The organism is Pseudaeromonas sp. HNCC25DJ182 (genome assembly GCF_055413365.1).
This window is the reverse complement of the sequence record NZ_JBVAYG010000001.1, coordinates 395,510-415,033: the sequence shown is the minus strand read 5'-3', so window position 1 is coordinate 415,033 and position 19,524 is coordinate 395,510. Positions and strand designations below refer to the sequence as shown.

Genomic DNA, 19,524 nt, shown 5'->3' with positions numbered 1-19,524 from the left:
GATTACTCCACTCGCCACTGCACAGGCTTGCCCGCATCGGTCAGGGCTTTGTTTGCCGGCTGATACATGGAGAAGTAGCGGCTGGCGGGCAAGTTAAAGCGACCGCGTTCGGCAAAGCGCAACAGTTGCCGGACTGTGAGCGGCGCGTTGAGCTCGGGGACTGGCACCCGGTAGGAGAGGGAGCCGGTCTCGAATTGGGCACGGCTGAAACTCACCGGCGTCTGGTTGCCATCGAGCCCGGCGATCTGGATGCCCCAGGTCGAGGGTTCGACGTCGGCCCCTGGCGGCAGGGCAACTTCCAGCATGCCGTAGCGGAAATGCTCATTCTCCTTGGGCGTCAGTATCACTTCATCCACATACAGGGCGTTACTCTGCAGCGTCTCATCCGGCGTCAGCGCCACCGCGGTAAAGCCGGTGCCATCGCTGAGCGGATCCAGTCGATAGAGGGTGCGCTGCAGCTGTATCGGCAAGCTCGCTGCGGGCTGTTCACCACTTTCGTAGCGCACCAGCAGCTGAGTGCCAGCGGCAGGCTGCCCCTGGAAGCTGACCTGTCTCGGCAGACCCTGGCCTTGCCATTGCCACTCCATGGCGCCACTGGGCAGGCGTCGCGCCAGCCAGGGGCCGACCGGTGCAACCGATGCTGCAGCGCTCGGTGTGGCCGTTAACCGGGATTGCAGCAGGCTCAACAGCAGGGCGCGCTCCAGCGTCGGACTTTGCGGAGTGACGCGGGCCAGCAGTGCGTCCAGCTCGCTCGCGGAGAGCGTTGCAGCCGCTTTACCGTGGCGCAGCAGTTGCAGCAGCGGATCTTGGCTGGCCTGGATCCAGGGTTGCCAGGCTTTGACTCGGGAGGCCAGAGGTGCGGGCAACGGGGTGCTGCGCTGCTGATGCAGCTGTTGATTCAGCAGCAGCGCCAGGGCGAGCCCGGTATCGCTGTCGGGTTGACTCATGATGACGCCATCCTGACTCCAGCTGGTCAGCTGGGATGCGGGAGCTGTGTTGTTGGCAGAGCTTGAGCTCGGCTTCTCGGCTGAGACGGCTGTAGGTTGGGCGCTGGAGACGTTTACTGCCTGCGCTGTTTTAATTTGCGCCGCATCAGTCGGCTGACTGGCCGACGGGGCTGTAGCGACGGACTCTTGGCTCGCCGCAGATGCCGAGGCTGAGTCTGGGAGCTGTTGTGCCGGGATCTGCGGCACTGGCTGCTGCTGGAGTTGGGCCAGCAGCGCCTCGTCGACGCCCTGTTGCAGGGTATCAACGGGGAGTCCCATCTGCGCCATCCACCACAATGCCAATTGTCGATGCAGTACCGGCTCCTGGGCGGCCTTTTGCTGATAGATGGCCAGCAAGGCATCCCCATGACCGGCGGGGAGTGTCAGCCCCATCGCCTGGGTGGTGAACCAGTCAGCGAAGTAGGCATAACTGCTGAGCAGAGTCGTGCCCTGAGTCTGATCGCCCCACCAGCCGAAGCTACCGTCCATGTTTGCCATCTGGATCAGGCGGACTCTGTGGGTGAGCAGCGCGCTGCGCAACTGATCCCGCAGGGCGGCCTCATCGGTCAAGCGATAGGCGATGGCCAGCGGGATCAAACGGCTGGCGGTCTGCTCCAGGCAACCATAGGGATAGGTGATCAGATCATCCAGCACTCGACGCAGGGCGCCATCTCCGGCCGATTGCAGGCTCAGACGCAGATCGACGGCATCCTCAGGCAGCGTCAACGGCAGCTTGGGTTGCCAGCCGAGTTGTTGCTGTTGCGGTGCCGGCCACGCCAGCGGGCGGACGCCCAGCGTGGTCTGCAGGGTATCCACCGGCTGTTTCTGGATGCTCAGCTGGCTGCTCAGGGTGCTGCTTTGCATGCCTTGGAGCGGGAACAGCAGGTAATTGGCCCCCGGTGCTAGGGTCGCGCTTTGGCTCTGCGGTTCGCTGCCGCCGCTGAGGGTGACCTCGGCGGAGGTTGCTTCGGGTTGGTTGTTGAAGGCCACCAGTTCGACACTCGGTTCATCCCCTTGCCGGAATTGGGTTGGCCCGGTCCACTTGAGATAGAACGGCAGTTCGGAGCGCACATAATCCTGCTTCTGTCCCACCACACCCTGCGGGGTGACGGCGCGCACCGTGATGCGCCAGCGACTCAGGGAGTCCGGCATGATAAAGCTCAGGTGAGCCTTGCCATTGGCATCGGTCTGGACATTGGGTGCCCACAGTGCCGTGTCTTTGTCCTCGCGGCGGGGACGCTCCAGCACCTTGACGCCGCGTTCGTTGAAGCGACGCTCACCGCTGGCCTTGCCTTCATAGGGCAACGACATGTCATAGGTGATGAAGTTGAGACTGGAGGTGGTGCGCACATTGTTGCGGCGCGGGTGGTAGAAAAAGTCGTGAATATCCGGCGCCAGCTCAGGTTGCAGCAGGTAGACCATCTCGTCTACCACGCTCACCACCAGCTGGGCGGCAGCCGGTTGACCCGCCACCTGGCTGGCCAGATCCAGCTCCACCCGCTCGCCGGGACGATAGCTCGGCTTGTCGCTGTGGATCTGCAACTCGACCTTGGGCTGGGCAACCAGTAACCCGGCGTTGCGGAACCAGTACTCGCCCTGCTTGGCGTACAGCACAGAGAAGGTGACATTCGGCGCCAATGTTTCGGTGACTGGAATGCTGACCTGCCATTGCCGATCGGTGATGGCTTTGGCTCTGAACCAACTGCCGCCGCGGGTGAGGAGGGCGTGCTGCTCGATCTGGTCGCGCTCCAGGGTCAGCAGGGCTTCGGTGACTGCCTCCGGGAAGGTGATCAGCGCTTGTGCCGTATCACCGGCCTGGTAGCGTTGCTGGTCAAAGCGCACTTCGATAACTCCGGGCGCCGCCTTCAGGCCGTCACCAGACACCCAGTGGTTGGTGGCGGCCAGCAGATTACCAGCACCATCGCGCAGGTTGAGGGTATAGGAGCCGGATTCGGTAAACGGTAGATCCAGGCTGCTGCTGCCCGCGGTCAGCACTCCCTGTTGGCGGTTTCTATCTTCCAGGCGGATCAGCTCATAGCTGACTGGTGCTGATGCGGGATCGGGCGACACGGCAGCTGTAGCGACCGGCTGCCAATCAAAGCTGACCGAATCACCCGGTTGACTGAACTGGCTGCTCGCCTCCAACCGGTATGGTGTGGCTCCCCGCTCGATCAGGATCTCGCGGGTACTCTTCACCCGCCAGGCGGCTGCATCATTGGCCAGCAGGGTCAGGATATAGCGGCTGGGCTCTTTGGCGGCCGGGAGCTCCAGCGCTACGTTCCCCTCGCTATCACTCTTGAGTTCTTGCTGCTGCAGTTTGACCGGGAATTGACCGGCATACTGCAACTCGCCCTCCAGCATATTCAATTGCTGGGCGCGCAGGCTCAGGCTGACGGCGGCATTAGCGACCGGATCGCCGTTGGGATAGCGCAACTGGATGTGGCCCTTGATGGCTTCTCCGGTCTTGTGGCTCTTGTCGTCGAACTGCAGCTGGATATCAAAATGGGGTTTGACATATTCGGCGACCCGGAAGGCGGCGGCGTAGCGATCCGCGCCTAGGGTCATGCGGATTTCATAGCCGCCGGGCTGTGCTTCTTGTGGCAGGGTAAAAGCCAAATCGGCACCTTGACGGGCTTGCCAGGGGGTCTGCTGCTGCAACAGGCTCATGCCGGAGGGATCCAGGATCTCGACTCCCAAGCTGCCATCGGCCACCGTTTCTGAATCGCGGGCATTGGTGAAATGGCGGGCGATGAACTTCATGTTCACTTGATCCCCGGGGCGATACAGGGGGCGATCGGTCACGGCGTAGAGCTTGGTGTTGTAGATCTCGCTGTCGTAGTAGAAGTTCTCGGCAATGGTCAGGCCGCCTTCTGCATCCTGGGCCAGCAGATAGCTATGCTCCGGGCTGACGTGGTCAAACAGACCGACCCCCTGGGCATCGCTGGTCTGGCTTTGCAAGATGCCGGTGCCGTCACTCCAGGTCAGCTGGCTACCGGGCATGGGCGCGCCGCTGTGGCGATTGACGCTCCAGGCGAGTAACTGGTGGCCGGCATTTTTCGTCACCAGAATGCTGTTGGAAACAAACAGCAATGTGGTGGCACGGTGCGAGCCGATCATGGCTTCCACCAGATATAACCCCGGCTTTTGTTGGCCGAGCGGTATCATCACATTGCCCGGTTTGGGGGCGATAAAGTCGCTGCTGCTGCCTTCGAGTTTGACGCCTTTGGGCGGCTCTATGCCCTTGGCTTGCCAGAGTGGATAACGAAATTGTGCCAGCAGCGGCAGGCCCGGGATCGGTGCGAACTGCTGCGGACTCTCATAGCGGGTCGGCTTGTCGATGTGGGCGCTGGTGCTGAACTCGGGCGCGATCCCGGTGGCAATCAGACGGCTGTCGGCCGATAGCAGCCGTTGCCAGGAGCGGCGACTGCTCTTGTACCAGGAGTCCCAGAGATAACTCAAGGTATTGGCCGCCCCTTCACCACGGTAGTGGGCTTGTACCTGGATGCGATGCAGGTTGCCCTGTTTTTTCAGGAATGCCAGGGGCTCCGGGATCCGGTAGAGCCGGACGTCGGCACCGCCATATTGCTCCAGATAATATTGCTCGCGGGCATTGGCTTCGAGTCGCACCAGCGCCTGCTCGTCACTGCCATAACTGGTATCGGTCAGCAGATAGAAGGTCGATCCCTGCAGCGGGCTATAATCGCTCCCGGGTATGGGCTGCAGCGAGCTGACACTCTGCGCCAGTTGCTCGCGCTGCTCATCTGGCGTCGGGTTGCTCTCATCAGCCTGGGCGAGCGTCGTGTTCAACAGACCGGCTAGGGCGATAAGAAGCCCAGACGATAGAATCCGATAAAATTTGGGTTGTTGCCAATGGGTTGCCACCGGGTGTCCTTCCATTGAATAAGCTGTTGAACCGTTACCGCACGCAAACCATTGTCGCGCGGCGTGACCGTACCTGTGTGATAGGCAATGTATTGCCCCATCCAGACCATCAGGTGTTGTTCATCCCCTTGATCAAAGAACAGCAGATCGCCGGGTTGGGCCTGATTGATCTCTTTACCGACAAATTGGCTATTGCCCTGGATCAGGGCCAATGCCGTGACAAACGCCTTGTTCTGGCCATCGATATCCCGCCAGTTGAACCGCAAACTCTGCTGCTCCGGGCTCAGCGCCAAGGGCGGGGGCAGCCCCTGATGAGTCAACCCATTGGCGCGTAACCATTTTTCATCATGTTCGGCCAAGGCCTCGGCCACGGCGTAGCGAATGAGCCCGGCACAATCCCGATGCACCCAGCGCGGGGAGGGCCGTCGCACCTGCTCGTCGACGATGCGGGTAAACCAGGCGCGAAAATATTGGGACTGCCGGGCATCCAGTTGGCCGGGGGCGGGGTCGGTGGCCATCCCTTCCAGTGCGGACGCAGAACCCTGCATCAACATCAGGCTCAACAGTAACCCGCGCCAGCTCATGGCGTGTCGAACTGCCAATCCAGGGACTGCCACTGGCGGCCGGTTTTCAGGCTCAGCAAGGAGCTGGAGCGCCGGATGGTTAGCGGCGGATATCCCGCCAGCGTTTTCAGTCGGGGTGCCAGATAGTGTTTGGCGGCGTTGCGGAACAAGGGCTCCAGCTGTCCGGGCAGACTGGCGTACATCTCGCGCTCCAGCAGGCTAGCCAGTGCCGCCGAGGTGATGCGCGCCACAACCTGATCGGCATCCTTCATGCCATCGGCCATGGCCGGATAATGTTTCTGCTGTACGGCCACGGCTTGCTCAACCAGGGAGCCATCGGGAGAAAAGAAGAGATACCCGTCGGTAACTGCCAGCTTCACCGGGAAGTAACGTGCGGCCGAGAGCTCATCCTTGAACGGCTCCTTGGCGGCCAACTGGCTGCCATAACGGGCGCTGACGACCCGGCTCCAGTAGTGAGCCTGCTCGGTATCTTCTTCCTCCACCGGGAAGCGCTCGCCGCGCACATATTCATACGCCCCGATGACCCGGTTAAACAACGCCCCCAAGGGCGCGGCAAATTGCTTGGCGCTGGTTGTATCGCTGAATCGGGCGATAAACAACGGGGTACTGAGTCGGGATTTGTCATACCAGCACACGGCAACCGGTGCCTGTAACTGCGTGAAGGCGGCGGACAGTGCTTCATCCTCTGGATTGAGCTGTTGCGCCAATGTCCCGGCTGCGGACCACTCCAGCGGCAAGCTCTGACAGAGGGCGGGCGCCGTGGGCGCGGCTTGCCAGAGTGGCTGGTTGTCCCAACCCCCCGATTGCAACCCCTCTTCGACCAGCAGTTGGCTGTTCCAGTGCTGACCATCGAAGTCAAACCGCAGGGCTTGCAGGGAAGGGAAGAAGCGCTGGTAGCCAAAGGAGAGGAAATGGGTGCTCAGGATCAGACTGTGGCCCTTGGTCGGCTCGGTTAGCAGCAGTTCCTGACGCGCTGCCGAGGGTTGTTGCTGACTTGTGCTCAGGGCCGAAGCCAGAAACGCCAGTTGGGAATCCAGTAACTTGGGCTCTTGATATTCGGCGGGCTCATGCTCAGCGGTCGCGGCGTCGGAGGTCGCCGGTTTGTCGTAGCCCAGCAGCATGCCGGCATCCGAGAGGATCACCAGACGCGAGCCGTGAGATGCCAGCACCAGGTGACGCTGATAACCATAGGCCAGCTGCAACAGCGGCTCTGTGGCGTCATCTACCTGTAGTTCGCCGATTTTACTCAGCTGGGCGTCCTGCAGTGCGATCTTGGCTAATCCCTGGAGAGCCCGGGTGACCAGATTTTGTTCCAGGGACAACATCCAGTGATCCAGTTTACCGTCGGTGCCGCGCCACAGTGCCAGCTCGGCCGGGGAATCGAGAACTTGCTGGATCAGGGTATCGCTGAGGCGCAAATCATGCTCATAGGCCAGTCGCCGCAGAGTGCCCATCAGGGAGAGTCGGCCCTCCTGCTCCTCATAGTAAAAGGCGAATTCTTCAGTGAGCGTGGCGTTGAGTAGCGGGATCTTCAGCAGATCGCGGGGCAGTCGGGATAACTGTTCACTGAGGATCAGGGCATCGGGGTGACGAAAATCGATAGGTACCAAGGTATTGGCTAACGTCGGTGCCGATTGGCCGTCGAGGGTGCTGGCCTGATAGCGCAGCGCCACTACGCCAGCCACACCCAGAAGCGAGATACCGAGCAAGCTCGCACAGAGCCATTTCACCGATTTCGATAGCGTCATGATAGGAAGTTTCACTGCAACAAGAAGAAGCGATGGGCATCGTGACCAGGCCTGATGCCGGGCAAAGGTCATCGAAACTGGCGCAGATAAATATGGCTCATATGGTGCCCTAATGCAGTGCGTCAGGCAAGCTGGCGATGGGAACTTTGGCGTTGGGAACACTGGTTATGGAAACTACAGGCGAATAAAAAGCTCGGACCAAGCTTGGTTGAGAGACGGAATGGGCGTTGATGGTATCAGGCCCCGTCTCTTCTCATATGGAAGAGACGGGACCTGGTGTTAGCGGCAAATAGAGGTGAAGCGTTTAGAAAATATCTTCGGTACTGGTGCCAGGTGTTGCAGGTTCGCCTTCACCAAACAGGGTGGCATTACCCGGGTCGGATTGGGTCGGTTCCTGACCGCGCTGGAAGAACTCGCTACGGCTGGATCCATCCTCCCGGGAGCTGATAAGGCCGGAGATGTTGTCGATCCGCACCGTGGTTACATCCGCTGGCTGGGGGATCGGTGATTCGGGCATACCGGCGAGAGCCACCTTCATGAAATCGATCCAGATTGGTTGTGCGGCGCTGGCGCCATATTCATTACCGGCAATCGAGCGGCCGAGCTTGCGGCGGTGGTCATCGAATCCGACCCAGGCGGTGGCCACCACCTGGCTATTAAATCCAGAGAACCAGGCATCTTTGGCTTCGTTGGTGGTCCCGGTTTTACCGGCGATATCATGACGCCCCAGTTCCTTGGCTGCGCGCCAACCGGTTCCCATCCATCCGGCATTCATACCGCGATCCTTGCCACCGAAGATAGCACTATGCAGGGCTTCGGAGACCAAAAAGGCGTTGGCATGGCTGATGATCTGTGGAGCGACTTGAGCTCCCGGGATTGCATTTTCGGTGGGGATGCTGGCCGTGGCTTCGGCACCGCTACTGATGCTATTGGCTGCCAGCGGGCCCTGGTTATCACAATCACTACAGGCTTTGGCCGGAGTCGCTTCGAACAAGCGGTTCCCTTGAGCATCCTCGATGCGCGAGATAAAGAACGGCGTTACTTTGAAACCACCATTGGCGATCGCGGCATAGCCAGTGACCATTTCCAGCGGTGACACTTCGATGGCGCCCAGTGCCAAAGCTTCGTTACGTTGTTCCGGTTTGACATCGAAACCGAACAGGCGCAAATGTTCCATCAACTTGCCGATGCCGATACTGCGCAGCAGGCGAACGGAGACCACGTTCTTGGAGCGTGCCAGAGCTTCCCGCAGGGTAATGGGGCCATCGTAAACCGGTGGTGAGTTTTTCGGACTCCAGACTGAGCCACTGCCGGTATCCCACTGATTAATCGGTGCATCATTGACCAAAGAGGCGAGGGTAAAGCCGCTATTGAATGCCGCTGAATAGATAAAGGGTTTGATATTGGAGCCGGCTTGCCGTTTGGCCTGATCGACTCGGTTAAACTTGCTCAGCTCAAAACTGAAACCACCGACCAGAGCTTCGATGGCGCCATTTTGCGGATTCAGAGCGACAAAGGCCGCATTCACATCCGGAATTTGCACCAGTCGCAGTTGGGTGTCGTCGACCGGCCAGACCCAGATTTGATCGCCAACGTGCAAAATATCGGCGGCACGACGGGGGGCGGCCCCCTGCCGTTCATCGGAGATAAAGCTACGGGCCCACTTCATGCCATCCCAAGTGATTGTGCCTTCAAGCCCACCCTTGATCACGACATCGGCCTGCTTGTCGCGGATCCGCGTTACAACGGCGGGTTCAAAGGGATCGCTGCTGGGGACATCGGTCAGATACTCATAAATCTTGTCACTGCTCCAGGCGGGCTCCTGAGCCTGCCACAGGCGCTTGTCGGCACCCCGGTAGCCATGGCGGATATCGTAGTCGAGCAACCCTTGGAATACGGCATCATCCGCTGCCTTCTGGCGTTTGGCCGAGATAGTGGTATAGACGTTAAACCCCTTGGTATAGGCATCGTCCCCGTATTTGTCGACCATGTACTTGCGGGCCATTTCACCGATATAAGCCGCATTCAGCATGATGTCGGCGCCATGATAGCGGGTGGCTATGGGTTCGTTCTTGGCAGCTTCATATTGTTCCTGGGTAATTTTACCCAGCTCCAGCATCCGCATCAGCACCACATTGCGCCGCGCCTGGGCGCGTTGTGGGGAGCGGATCGGATTCAGCAACGAGGGGGCTTTGGGCAGACCTGCGATCACCGCCATTTCGCCAAGGGTTAATTGATCCACCCGTTTGCCATAATAAACCTGGGCTGCAGCCCCGACCCCGAAGGCGCGATAACCCAGCATGATTTTATTGAGATACAGCTCCAGTATCTCGTCTTTGCTGAGTTCCTTCTCGATATGCCAAGCCAAGAATACCTCTTTGAGCTTGCGAAGCAGGGTTTTTTCTCGGCTCAAAAAGAAATTACGGGCGACCTGCTGGGTAATGGTGCTGGCGCCTTGACGCATCTGTCCGGTCGTTAACCAGACGAAGCCTGCGCGCATGATCCCGATAGGATCGATCCCCGGGTGCTCATAGAACCGGGAGTCTTCAATAGCCAAGAATGCATCGATCAAGGGTTGGGGTATTTCGCTGATCTTGAGCGGAATTCTACGCATTTCGCCGTATTCTGCGATCAATGCATCATCTGCACTGTAAATCCGCATTGGCGTTTCAAGTGAGGCTTCGCGTAGACTTGTAACATCAGGCAGGCTGCTCTCTAGTGTGAAGTAAAAAGCCGAAATACCTGCTATACCAACGACTGCGAAAAACAGGCCGAGCCAAAACAGGCGTTTAAGCCATTTGAGCATGTTGATTCATCCATTTGAGAGAAGCGCGTGAACTGCGCTGCAGTATATTTGTTAACTAGTTCAAATTCGAGCGTTTTGGTTGCTACACTCCTATAGTGTTGAGCCTTGGCTCTGTATAGGATTGATGCACAAAATATTATTCTATTGCCCCTAACCGCACGGATGCATTTATGTTTGGTTTAACAAATCAAGGTAGTCTGTTTCCCATGATTGGGATTGACTTTGGTAGCCAGACCATCAAAGCCGTGGTGATCTCTGGCAAACCAGGCCGTTTCCAAATCGATGCTTGCATTGAGGTCCTAACCCCGAAGGGCAGTCTGGTCGATTACCAGATGCAGGATGTTGAAAAAATTTCCCAATCGGTAAAACAACTAGTCAAGTTGTTGCCCAATCGTTTTCGATTCGCGGCGACTGCAGTTTCCGGTTCGAACGTGATAACCAAAGTGACTCAGGTTGACAACAAGATGACTGAGTCAGAACTTGAGAGTCATATCGAAATGGAGGCCGAGCAGCTGATCCCGTTTCCTCTGGATGAAATTAGTCTGGATTTTGAGGTGTTAGGTCCGAACCTGAGCGACCCTACCCGAAACGATGTTCTGGTCAGTGCGGCTCGTACCGATAGTATTACCAGTCGAGTGACAACCCTGCAGGATTCCGGTTTGCAAGTCAAAGTTGTGGATGTAGGCCTGCATGCGTTAGGGCGTTCCATCGTTGCATTGCTACCGGAACTGGTCGGTGACAAAGCCCAGGCGGTGTGTGCTCTGGTCGATATTGGGGCTGTTTCGCTGACGTTCGGCGTCATGGTCAATGGCGAAATTATCTACTCGCGTTTGCAAAGCTTTGGTGGTGACAATTTCACTCAATCCATCGCCTCCTTTTACAACCTTCCGCAGGATGAAGCAGAGCGCACCAAGGTCCAAAGCCGTCTGCCTGCTGATGCGGATATGGATGTGCTGGCGCCCTATATTACCCTGCTGGTACAGCAAGTTCGCCGTAATATTCAACTGTTCTGCAGCTCTTCCGGTCATCGGGAAGTCGATATGTTGATTCTTTCTGGCGGCGGCAGCCTGATCCCTGGTTTGGCCGAGCAGTTGGCAATGGAATTACAGGTTGAAGTGAAACATCCGGATCCCTTCAGTGTGAGTCCCAAGCATCGGAGTGAATTTGTCAAACATGGTGCTAAATACATGACTGCACTCGGGTTGGCATTGCGGAGCTTTGTACCATGTCAAATATAAACTTATTGCCTTGGCGAGAGGCTTCCAAACAGCGTCAAAAGCGAATTTTTCTTTCCATCCTGGGTGTCGCGGCGGTTGTATCGATCAGTTTGGTTCTGTTAGTCGATTTTGTATTTCAACAAGCTTTGCAAAATCAGGAGCAGCGGAATCAGTATCTGCAGAGTGAAATTACCCTGCTGGATGCGCGGATTGGTGAAATTAATAAACTGAAAAAACGTCGGAGCGATCTAATCGAGCGGATGCGGTTAATTGATCAACTGCAGCAAAGCCGTAATCAAGCCGTGCATCTGTACAATGATCTGCCCACTTTGGTCACCAATGGTGTCTACCTGGATTCGCTGGCGTTGCAGAACGGTCAGGTTGATGTTGTCGGCAAAACTGAGGCACATAGCCGAGTCGCCAACATGATGCGCATGATTGACAAGAGTGGTTGGCTTGGACAGACCAGTATTAGCTCGATTTTCGTCTCCAATGACAAAACCCTGGCGTTAAGCGAGTTCTCCATGATGTTTAAAGTCCTGAATCAGGACCTATTGACCAAACCCAATCCGCAGGAGAAGAAATAATGAACCTGCAAGAGTTGAATGAATTAGATTTTCAGAATGTCGGGGTTTGGCCAAAGCCGGTTAAGATTGCGCTTGTAATTATATTATTCGTGTTGATTGGTGTTGGTGGTTATGTCTATGTGATCGCCGACTCCATTACGGCACTCGACAGTAGCCGTAGCAAAGAAGTTGAACTGAAGGCTCAATTCGAGATCAAAGCCGGATTTGCCAGTAATCTGGAAGCCTATAAGCAGCAAATGATTGAGTTGGAGGCCTTGCTTCAGGCGCAGTTACGTCAGTTGCCGAACAAGAACGAAGTGGCTGGCTTATTGGACGATATCAGCTTCATTGCCATGGATAATGGATTGAAACTGCTCCGGATCAACTGGGAACCAGAAATTCAGCACGAGTTTTCTACCGAGTTACCGATGCGCATTGAATTATCCGGTTCGTACAATCAGTTGGGTAAATTTACTTCGGATGTCGCCGCGTTACCGCGCATAGTTATTCTGGATAGTTTCACTACGGTACGGGAGAAAGAAGGTCATGGCCTGCTGATGAGTATGTTAGCCAAGACCTATCGTTATAACGAGAAACCGATCAAGAAAGCTGGGACTGAAAATGGAGGGAGTAAATAATGAACCGCTTATTTCTCTCCAGTTTGATGCTCCTGTTACTAGCGGCCTGTACCGGTAGCGATGAACTTCATGATTACGTGACCCAAGTCAAGAGTCGTCCTGCACTGCCGATTGAACCACTACCGGTTGTCAAGAATTTCGAGGCGATGAAGTTTTCGCCGGAAATAGATAGAACTCCATTCACTGAGCCGCAACCTGAACTGGCAATGCCGACTCAGGAAGCCAAAAAAGATTGCCTGCAACCCGATGGTAATCGGGTGAAAGAGCCTCTGGAGCAATATTCTCTAGATAATCTTTCGATGCGGGGGACTATGGGAATCAATGGTCGGTTGTGGGCCTTGATTAATTCGCAGGAAGGCGAGGTTTATCGTGTCGCACAGGGACAATACATGGGCTTGAACCATGGTTTGATCACATCGATTAAGCCTGATGCCGTAGAGCTTCAGGAATTTGTTCCCGATGGCAAGGGTTGTTGGGTCAAGAGAACAACCAAGCTGAATATTTTAGTGGCGGAATAAGTCGCGCAGGCAGGAAAGGATTATGAATCAACAAAAATCAAGGATCGGACAATTTGTCATGCTGGCTGTTTTAGCTGGTGTCTGGTTGCCTGCTGAAGCTGCCTCCCGGCTTGAGCAAATAAAGGTCAATCCTCTGATGGCGGGCCAGTTACAACTCGAACTGAACTTTGACCAACCAGTGTCCTCTTTTGTCGACCGGTTAAAATATCAACCGAATCAACTGGTGTTACAGGTTGCTGACTCCAGCTCTGCTTTGGTGATGAATCAGATACCCGTTGAGCGTAAAGGTGTGCAAAAAATCGATGTCGTACCGAATGGTACCGGGCTGGATGTTCTGGTCGATTTGAAGCAACTCATGCCTTATCAAATCAATCAGAGCGGAAATTCATTGCTGGTGACTTTGGGGCAGGCGGAGCCAGCGGCTCCTGCAACCCAAGCGGCTGCAACCGCAGCAGTAGCCAGTACAGTTCCGGTGGCGACACCATCAATCGACGCAGCTTCGGTATCGGCTAAGGGGTCTCCCACTAGTGCCTCGACGATCAACCGGATCAAGAGCATCGATTTTCGCCGCGGGAAGGATGGGCAAGGTCAATTGTTAGTTGGGCTGGATAACTCCTCGGCAGCGGTGGATATTACCAACCGAGGCAGTCATGTGATTGCTAAATTCCATGCGACAGCCGTCGCCGATGAATTGATTGCGTTGATGGATGTGACCGATTTTGCCACTCCGGTTGGTAAGATTGACGTATCCAAACAAGGCAATGATATCGTTTTGGACTTATCGATTAGCGGCGGTTTTGATTACCGGTATGATCAGTCCCAAAACCTGTTTGTTGTCGAGGTGGCTGCTAAAAAAGTAGCTACTACCGCGAAAAAAGATGCCGGCAAGGTCAAGTATCAGGGCAAGCCCATCTCCTTGAATTTCCAAGATGTTCCTATCCGGACAGTCTTGCAGTTGATCGCAGATTTTAACAACTTCAACTTGGTGACCACGGATTCAGTTGCCGGAAATATTACCCTACGCCTGGACGGTGTGCCCTGGGAGCAGGCGCTGGATACTGTGTTGAAGGTGAAGGGGCTGGATAAGCGACTGGATGGTAATATTTTGTTGGTGGCGCCGGCTGAAGAAATTGCCAAGCGTGAGAAACAAACCTTGGAGAGTAAAAATCAGGTGGCCGAGTTGGCGCCTCTGGTGACTGAATATATTCAGATCAATTATGCCAAGGCGGGAGAGATCGCCAGTTTATTGTCGACGGACAAGACTCGTCTGCTCTCTTCTCGTGGCGCCGTCAGTGTCGATGATCGTACCAATACTCTGTTGGTAAAGGATACGCCTGAGGTGATCGACCATATCAAACGGATGCTGCAAGTGCTTGATATACCGGTTAAGCAGGTAGTCATTGAGGCTCGGATGGTGACCATCGATGATGGTGTCGATGAGCAGCTTGGCGTGCGTTGGGGTGTCACCAAAGCCGAAGAGAACGGTTCGATTTCGGGCACTATAGAAGGCAACGATTCGGTGGCTGATGGCACTGTCCCAACGGGTGATGATGTCAGTGATCGCTTGAATGTGAATCTTCCGGTCGCCAACGCCGCTGGGAGCATCGCCTTCCAAGTAGCCAAACTGGCGGATGGCACCTTGCTCGATTTGGAATTGAGTGCATTGGAGACGGAAAACAAGGCCGAGATTATTGCCAGCCCGCGGGTCACCACCGCTAACCAGAAAGAGGCGATCATCGAGCAGGGGACTGAGTTCCCGAGTAACACTTCCAGCTCTAGTGGCGCGACCACGGTTGAATGGAAGAAGGCGGTGTTAAGTCTTAAGGTCACTCCGCATATCACTCCGGATAACCGTGTAATTCTCGATTTGACCGTAACTCAGGATACGTTGGGTAAAGAAGTGAAAACCGGTACCGGTACGGGTACCGCGATTAACACTCAACAAATCAGCACCCAGGTTCTGGTCGATAATGGGGAAACGCTCGTGCTTGGTGGTATCTATCAACAGACCATCAAGAAAGATGTCACCAAGGTCCCTGTCTTGGGTGACATTCCCGGGGTTGGCGTCCTGTTCCGGAATACCAGCGAGGCAAATAGCAAGCGAGAGTTGCTGATCTTTGTAACACCGAAGATCGTGGTTGAGTCCATCTGATCAGGGGTTATGTCTTAAAAAGCCCGGCGTTTGCCGGGTTTTTTTATTGAAGAGATCCAGTCTGGAACCTGCTTGCGACTCAGCGTCCATCGGCGGCAGTTGTGCGCAAATTTGCCCTGTTCTGGGATGTGCGGTTGCCATCATCTGGAGGCTGCTGCATAATTCCCCGTCCAGTTTCGAACGTTAGGGATTTTTTGTCCTGGGTTCCCGCCACTATTGCGGGCAGGTTTGTTTTGACTATTGACGAATAAAATGGCTGAAAAACGCAATATTTTCCTTGTGGGCCCCATGGGGGCAGGTAAAAGCACTATTGGTAAACATCTGGCGGATCAATTGCATATGGAGTTTTATGACTCTGATGTGGAGATTGAGCGTCGTACCGGTGCTGACATAGCTTGGGTCTTCGATGTCGAAGGCGAAGAAGGATTCCGCAAGCGAGAAGAACAGGTGATTGGTGATCTGACCGAGATGCAGGGCATAGTCCTGGCAACCGGTGGTGGCGCAGTCAAGAGTGCGCAGACGCGAAATCGCCTTTCTGCCCGGGGGATTGTGGTTTACCTCGAGACACCGATTGAGAAACAGTTTGCTCGAACTCAGCGCGATAAACGTCGCCCCCTGTTGCAAACTGAAGAAGATCCTCGCGATGTACTCTTGCGCTTGGCTGATGAGCGTGAGCCGCTCTATCAGGAAGTTGCGGATTATGTGGTGCGGACTGATGAACAGAGTGCCAAGTTGGTCGCCAACCAGATTGCTCAGTTGCTAGGGCTGTAATTATTAGTTGAGGTAGGGGTGCCATGGAACGGTTGAATGTTGAACTCGCTGACAGAAGCTATCCCATTTCGATAGGTTCCGGTTTGCTGGCCCAGCGTGATTTGTTCACTCAGGCCATTCGTGGTCGTCGGGTGATGATAGTCACTAACGAAACGGTGGCACCTCTCTATCTACAGCGTCTGCAACAGACTCTGGATGGTTATCAACTAGATGCTTGTGTTTTGCCGGACGGTGAAGCGTATAAGACGCTCGATAGCTTCGGTCGGATTATGACGGCTCTGCTCGAAGGTGGGCATGGGCGCGATACCACCATAGTGGCGTTGGGTGGTGGAGTCATTGGCGACCTGGCTGGGTTTGCCGCTGCTAGCTATCAACGCGGTGTCGGGTTTATTCAAATCCCGACCACCTTGCTGTCCCAAGTGGACTCCTCGGTGGGTGGTAAGACCGGCGTCAACCATCCGCTGGGCAAAAATATGATCGGTGCTTTTTATCAACCCAAAGCGGTGATTATTGATACCGATTGTCTGGCAACCTTGCCCCGGCGTGAACTGTCGGCCGGTCTGGCTGAGGTGATTAAGTACGGCATCATCTGGGATGCAGAGTTTTTTGCATGGCTGGAGCACAACATTACGGGCTTACTAGCACTGGATGCCTCGCTCCTGAGCCAGGCTATTTTGCGTTGCTGCAGCATCAAGGCCGACGTCGTATCCCAAGATGAAACAGAAACCGGAGTGCGCGCGCTACTCAATCTGGGACATACCTTTGGTCACGCTATCGAGTCGGAGCAGGGTTATGGTAACTGGTTGCACGGTGAGGCGGTGGCAGCTGGTACTGTTCTGGCATCCCAGACAGCGTTGCGGCTCGGCCTGCTGAGTCAGCCCCAGGTGACGCGCATTTGTGCCTTGTTGGCTGCGGCCGAGCTTCCCTTGTCCGCCCCTGCGGAGATGGATTTTCCGGTATTTATCCGCCATATGATGCGTGATAAAAAGGTTCTGGCAGGGAAGTTGCGCTTGATCCTGCCGACCAATATTGGCCAGGCGGATCTGTTCTCTGATGTATCGGAAACAGTCCTGCAAGCGGTCATTGAAGCGGATCGCCGGATGTGACTCCGCAACAACTACCGTCTTTGCCCAGCCAGGTGCAACTTCGGCAGCGGTTGCACCATTTACTGGCGATCTCTTCTCCTTTCATTTTTTTATCCGGTGCAGTAGGCAGTGGGCGTACGCTACTGTGCGAGCAATTGCTCTCGATGTTCGAGTCATCCTGGCGGGTGGCTTATTTGAGCTGTCATTCGGTACCGGTTATGAGTCGATTGCGCGAGTCGTTGATTTCGCAACTGGTGCCGATGTCGGTGTTCAATCCGGACGATCCTTGTGCCGATTCCTTATTACGGCTGCTGGGCCGAGAACCGAGTGCTTTACTACTCGTAGTTGACGATGCCGATATGGCTCCCGATGACTTGGTTTCCGAGCTTTGGGACCTGTATTCCATTAATGCCGCCTTGCCTCATCCGCATAAAATCAGTGTGTTACTCTGTGGGCAAGCGGCTTGGTGCGAACAGAGTGTGCGGCGCCTGGATACGCATGTGGGTCCGGCGCTGGAACTTGATATCGAGCCCTTGCCGACTGATGAGCAAATGGCGTTGCTGGAGTATTGTCTACGCCGTGCCGGCTATTATGCCTTACTGCCCAATCCTGCCGCTTTGGCCGACAAGTTGCGGCAGTGTGCTGGAAATCCTGGTCAAATTGTTGCGCTCGCGGAGAGTATCATGAGCAAGAAAAGCATACTGAAAAGACCTGCCCTGCCAACCAATAAAGTATTGGCAACGCTGGGGGTCGTAGCAGCTCTGGTGTTGTTGCTGAGCTGGGTTATTCCGCCTTTGCTGAACGAAAGTCAGGAACCAGCCAATTCAGCGGGGACCGAGACGAACAATCCGTCCCCTTCCGCCGCCGTTGCGACGACCGTGATCCCTGCGGCACAAAGCGTGCGGGTGACGGAAGAGAAAGCCTCCTTGCCGGCCGATGCGACCGCACAGCTGGATCTGGATGAGCCATTGCCAGCCGATAAACGGCGGGTGGTCATTGCTGACACTGTGGTCAAAGAGATTATGGCGAACCAGCAAGGAAATAAGCCGGTCTCCGCGGCGACAGCTACTACTTCGGCCGCTAGTGCAACCGGAGTCACTTCCGGCGCCGTGACCTCGTTATCTCAGATGCAGCCGCTGGTGGCAGAGCTTACGGCCGGTCAATCGCAAGTGGTGAGTGGCTCTGTAGCCTCGCAGGCTTCGGCGAGTGCTCCTACCGAGACCAAGGCCGTAACACCGACGGCGAAGAGCACAGCGGTGGTGAAAGCGCCCACGGTCAGCAGCAAGGCGACGCTGGGCAGTAATAGTGAGTTGAAGCAAAAATCATTGCGCAGCTACACGGTGCAATTATCGGCGGGTACTGAAGTGACACCTCTGCTCACTTATGCCAAAAAGCAGAAATTGACCGGACGTTACTGGATTTACCAGACCGAATACCGGGGTAGTCCCTGGTATGTGTTGATCCAGGGGGAATATGCATCGGCCAAGCAGGCTAAGGCGGCGATCAATGCCATGCCCGCAGCATTAAAGCAGAGTCAGCCTTGGCCCAAATCCTTTGGTCAGGTGCAAAAAGAGATGAAATAACCACAATCGTGGTATCAACTTCGTGAGGGGGCTACAATGCGCCCCCTTTTTGTGGCGAGTGGCCGCTTCAGCATGACAACGCATCGATGAAAAAAACGCGCGCATTTCTCAAGTGGGCCGGAGGCAAGTATGCTCTGGTCGAAGCGATCACGGCCCGACTGCCTCAAGGGCGAGTATTGGTCGAGCCTTTTGTCGGTGCAGGATCTGTTTTCCTTAATACCGATTACGAAGCTTATTTGCTGGCGGATATTAATCCGGATCTCATCGATTTTTATAATCTGCTTAAATCTCGGCCGGATGCCGTGATCCAGCAAGCCCGTCAGCTATTTCACGAAAGTAACAATCAGCGGGATGCCTATTTCGAATTGCGATTGGCGTTCAATCAGTGTCGGGAGCCACAAGAGCGAGCGGCGCTATTTTTATATCTGAATCGCCATGGTTACAACGGTCTCTGCCGTTATAACAAAAAGGGCGGTTTCAATGTTCCTTTTGGTAAGTACAAGCGTCCCTACTTCCCGGAAGAGGAACTGTGGGTTTTCGCCGAAAAGGCCCAACGCGCGACCTTTATTTGCGAATGCTACTCCAAAACTTTCGAGCGTCTGGAAAGCGATCATGTGGTGTATTGCGATCCGCCCTATGTGCCATTGTCCAGCTCCGCCAACTTCACCACTTATGCGGCGAAGGGCTTCTCGCTGGATGATCAGGCTCTACTGGCACGCCTGGCTCGACATACGGTGCAGGAGCGCCAGGTTCCGGTGCTAATCAGCAACCATGCGACAGCCCTGACTTACGAACTATACCGGGGCGCGGCGTTGGATGAAATTCAGGTCAAGCGCACTATCAGCCGAAGCGCCGGTAATAGGAACAAGGTCGGTGAACTGTTGGCGCTCTATCTGCCTGGAATGGATTTTGACAAGCCGTGACCCGTTTGTGGTCTAGAGTCGCCCCCCGGCTTGGAGTACTATTTGGCCGATTTATTTCTCAATGC

Annotated in this window: 13 protein-coding genes; 9 read left to right on the top strand and 4 right to left on the bottom strand. The window is 55.5% G+C overall.

Going from position 1 to position 19,524, the window contains the following annotated elements; translation table 11 throughout:
- Positions 1-2 precede the first annotated feature (2 nt).
- The 4 genes from ACZYUB_RS01790 to ACZYUB_RS01775 form a co-directional block, all read right to left on the bottom strand.
- Positions 3-4,793, bottom strand: coding sequence for an alpha-2-macroglobulin family protein (locus ACZYUB_RS01790; protein ID WP_463945036.1), 4,791 nt, complete (start codon positions 4,791-4,793; stop codon positions 3-5).
- Between the two features lie 8 nt (positions 4,794-4,801).
- Positions 4,802-5,470, bottom strand: coding sequence for a DUF1175 domain-containing protein (locus tag ACZYUB_RS01785; protein WP_463945035.1), 669 nt, complete (start codon positions 5,468-5,470; stop codon positions 4,802-4,804).
- The gene (locus ACZYUB_RS01780) at positions 5,449-7,200 is read right to left on the bottom strand and encodes a DUF2138 family protein (RefSeq protein ID WP_463945033.1); all 1,752 of its coding nucleotides are present in this window, start codon (positions 7,198-7,200) and stop codon (positions 5,449-5,451) included. The genes ACZYUB_RS01785 and ACZYUB_RS01780 overlap by 22 nt, the downstream gene beginning before the upstream one ends.
- A 304-nt stretch (positions 7,201-7,504) precedes the next feature.
- Positions 7,505-10,006, bottom strand: a complete 2,502-nt coding sequence (locus ACZYUB_RS01775; RefSeq protein WP_463945031.1) for a penicillin-binding protein 1A — start codon at positions 10,004-10,006, stop codon at positions 7,505-7,507.
- Positions 10,007-10,176: 170 nt separating this feature from the next.
- Between ACZYUB_RS01775 and pilM the strand changes: the two genes are divergently transcribed.
- From pilM to ACZYUB_RS01730, 9 genes are all read left to right on the top strand, one after another.
- Positions 10,177-11,244: a type IV pilus assembly protein PilM gene (gene pilM, locus ACZYUB_RS01770; RefSeq protein WP_463945030.1), complete on the top strand. Its 1,068-nt coding sequence runs from the start codon at positions 10,177-10,179 to the stop codon at positions 11,242-11,244.
- Positions 11,232-11,810, top strand: coding sequence for a PilN domain-containing protein (locus tag ACZYUB_RS01765; RefSeq protein ID WP_463945028.1), 579 nt, complete (start codon positions 11,232-11,234; stop codon positions 11,808-11,810). Before pilM ends, ACZYUB_RS01765 begins: the two co-directional genes overlap by 13 nt.
- The gene (locus ACZYUB_RS01760) at positions 11,810-12,427 is read left to right on the top strand and encodes a type IV pilus inner membrane component PilO (protein ID WP_463945026.1); all 618 of its coding nucleotides are present in this window, start codon (positions 11,810-11,812) and stop codon (positions 12,425-12,427) included. The genes ACZYUB_RS01765 and ACZYUB_RS01760 overlap by 1 nt, the downstream gene beginning before the upstream one ends.
- Positions 12,427-12,945 carry a pilus assembly protein PilP gene (locus ACZYUB_RS01755; protein ID WP_463945025.1) on the top strand — a complete coding sequence of 173 codons (519 nt, stop codon included), beginning with the start codon at positions 12,427-12,429 and terminating at the stop codon, positions 12,943-12,945. The genes ACZYUB_RS01760 and ACZYUB_RS01755 overlap by 1 nt, the downstream gene beginning before the upstream one ends.
- Before the next feature lie 22 nt (positions 12,946-12,967).
- Positions 12,968-15,097, top strand: a complete 2,130-nt coding sequence (locus ACZYUB_RS01750) for a type IV pilus secretin PilQ (RefSeq protein ID WP_463945023.1) — start codon at positions 12,968-12,970, stop codon at positions 15,095-15,097.
- A gap of 252 nt (positions 15,098-15,349) precedes the next feature.
- Positions 15,350-15,868, top strand: coding sequence for a shikimate kinase AroK (gene aroK, locus ACZYUB_RS01745; RefSeq protein ID WP_463945022.1), 519 nt, complete (start codon positions 15,350-15,352; stop codon positions 15,866-15,868).
- A 23-nt stretch (positions 15,869-15,891) separates the two neighbouring features.
- Positions 15,892-16,974: a 3-dehydroquinate synthase gene (aroB, locus tag ACZYUB_RS01740; protein WP_463945020.1), complete on the top strand. Its 1,083-nt coding sequence runs from the start codon at positions 15,892-15,894 to the stop codon at positions 16,972-16,974.
- Positions 16,971-18,536 (top strand): AAA family ATPase, encoded by a 1,566-nt coding sequence (locus ACZYUB_RS01735; protein ID WP_463945019.1) that lies wholly within the window; start codon positions 16,971-16,973, stop codon positions 18,534-18,536. Before aroB ends, ACZYUB_RS01735 begins: the two co-directional genes overlap by 4 nt.
- Before the next feature lie 86 nt (positions 18,537-18,622).
- Positions 18,623-19,459, top strand: coding sequence for a Dam family site-specific DNA-(adenine-N6)-methyltransferase (locus ACZYUB_RS01730; RefSeq protein ID WP_463945017.1), 837 nt, complete (start codon positions 18,623-18,625; stop codon positions 19,457-19,459).
- The last annotated feature ends 65 nt before the right edge of the window (positions 19,460-19,524 follow it).

Bases quoted from the DNA above. Each gene is read 5' to 3' on its own strand.
- ACZYUB_RS01780 (WP_463945033.1), bottom strand. From the start codon at position 7,200: ATGACGCTATCGAAATCGGTGAAATGGCTCTGTGCGAGCTTGCTCGGT.
- ACZYUB_RS01775 (WP_463945031.1), bottom strand. From the start codon at position 10,006: ATGCTCAAATGGCTTAAACGCCTGTTTTGGCTCGGCCTGTTTTTCGCA.
- pilM (WP_463945030.1), top strand. From the start codon at position 10,177: ATGTTTGGTTTAACAAATCAAGGTAGTCTGTTTCCCATGATTGGGATT.
- ACZYUB_RS01765 (WP_463945028.1), top strand. From the start codon at position 11,232: ATGTCAAATATAAACTTATTGCCTTGGCGAGAGGCTTCCAAACAGCGT.
- ACZYUB_RS01760 (WP_463945026.1), top strand. From the start codon at position 11,810: ATGAACCTGCAAGAGTTGAATGAATTAGATTTTCAGAATGTCGGGGTT.
- ACZYUB_RS01755 (WP_463945025.1), top strand. From the start codon at position 12,427: ATGAACCGCTTATTTCTCTCCAGTTTGATGCTCCTGTTACTAGCGGCC.
- ACZYUB_RS01750 (WP_463945023.1), top strand. From the start codon at position 12,968: ATGAATCAACAAAAATCAAGGATCGGACAATTTGTCATGCTGGCTGTT.
- aroK (WP_463945022.1), top strand. From the start codon at position 15,350: ATGGCTGAAAAACGCAATATTTTCCTTGTGGGCCCCATGGGGGCAGGT.
- aroB (WP_463945020.1), top strand. From the start codon at position 15,892: ATGGAACGGTTGAATGTTGAACTCGCTGACAGAAGCTATCCCATTTCG.
- ACZYUB_RS01730 (WP_463945017.1), top strand. From the start codon at position 18,623: ATGAAAAAAACGCGCGCATTTCTCAAGTGGGCCGGAGGCAAGTATGCT.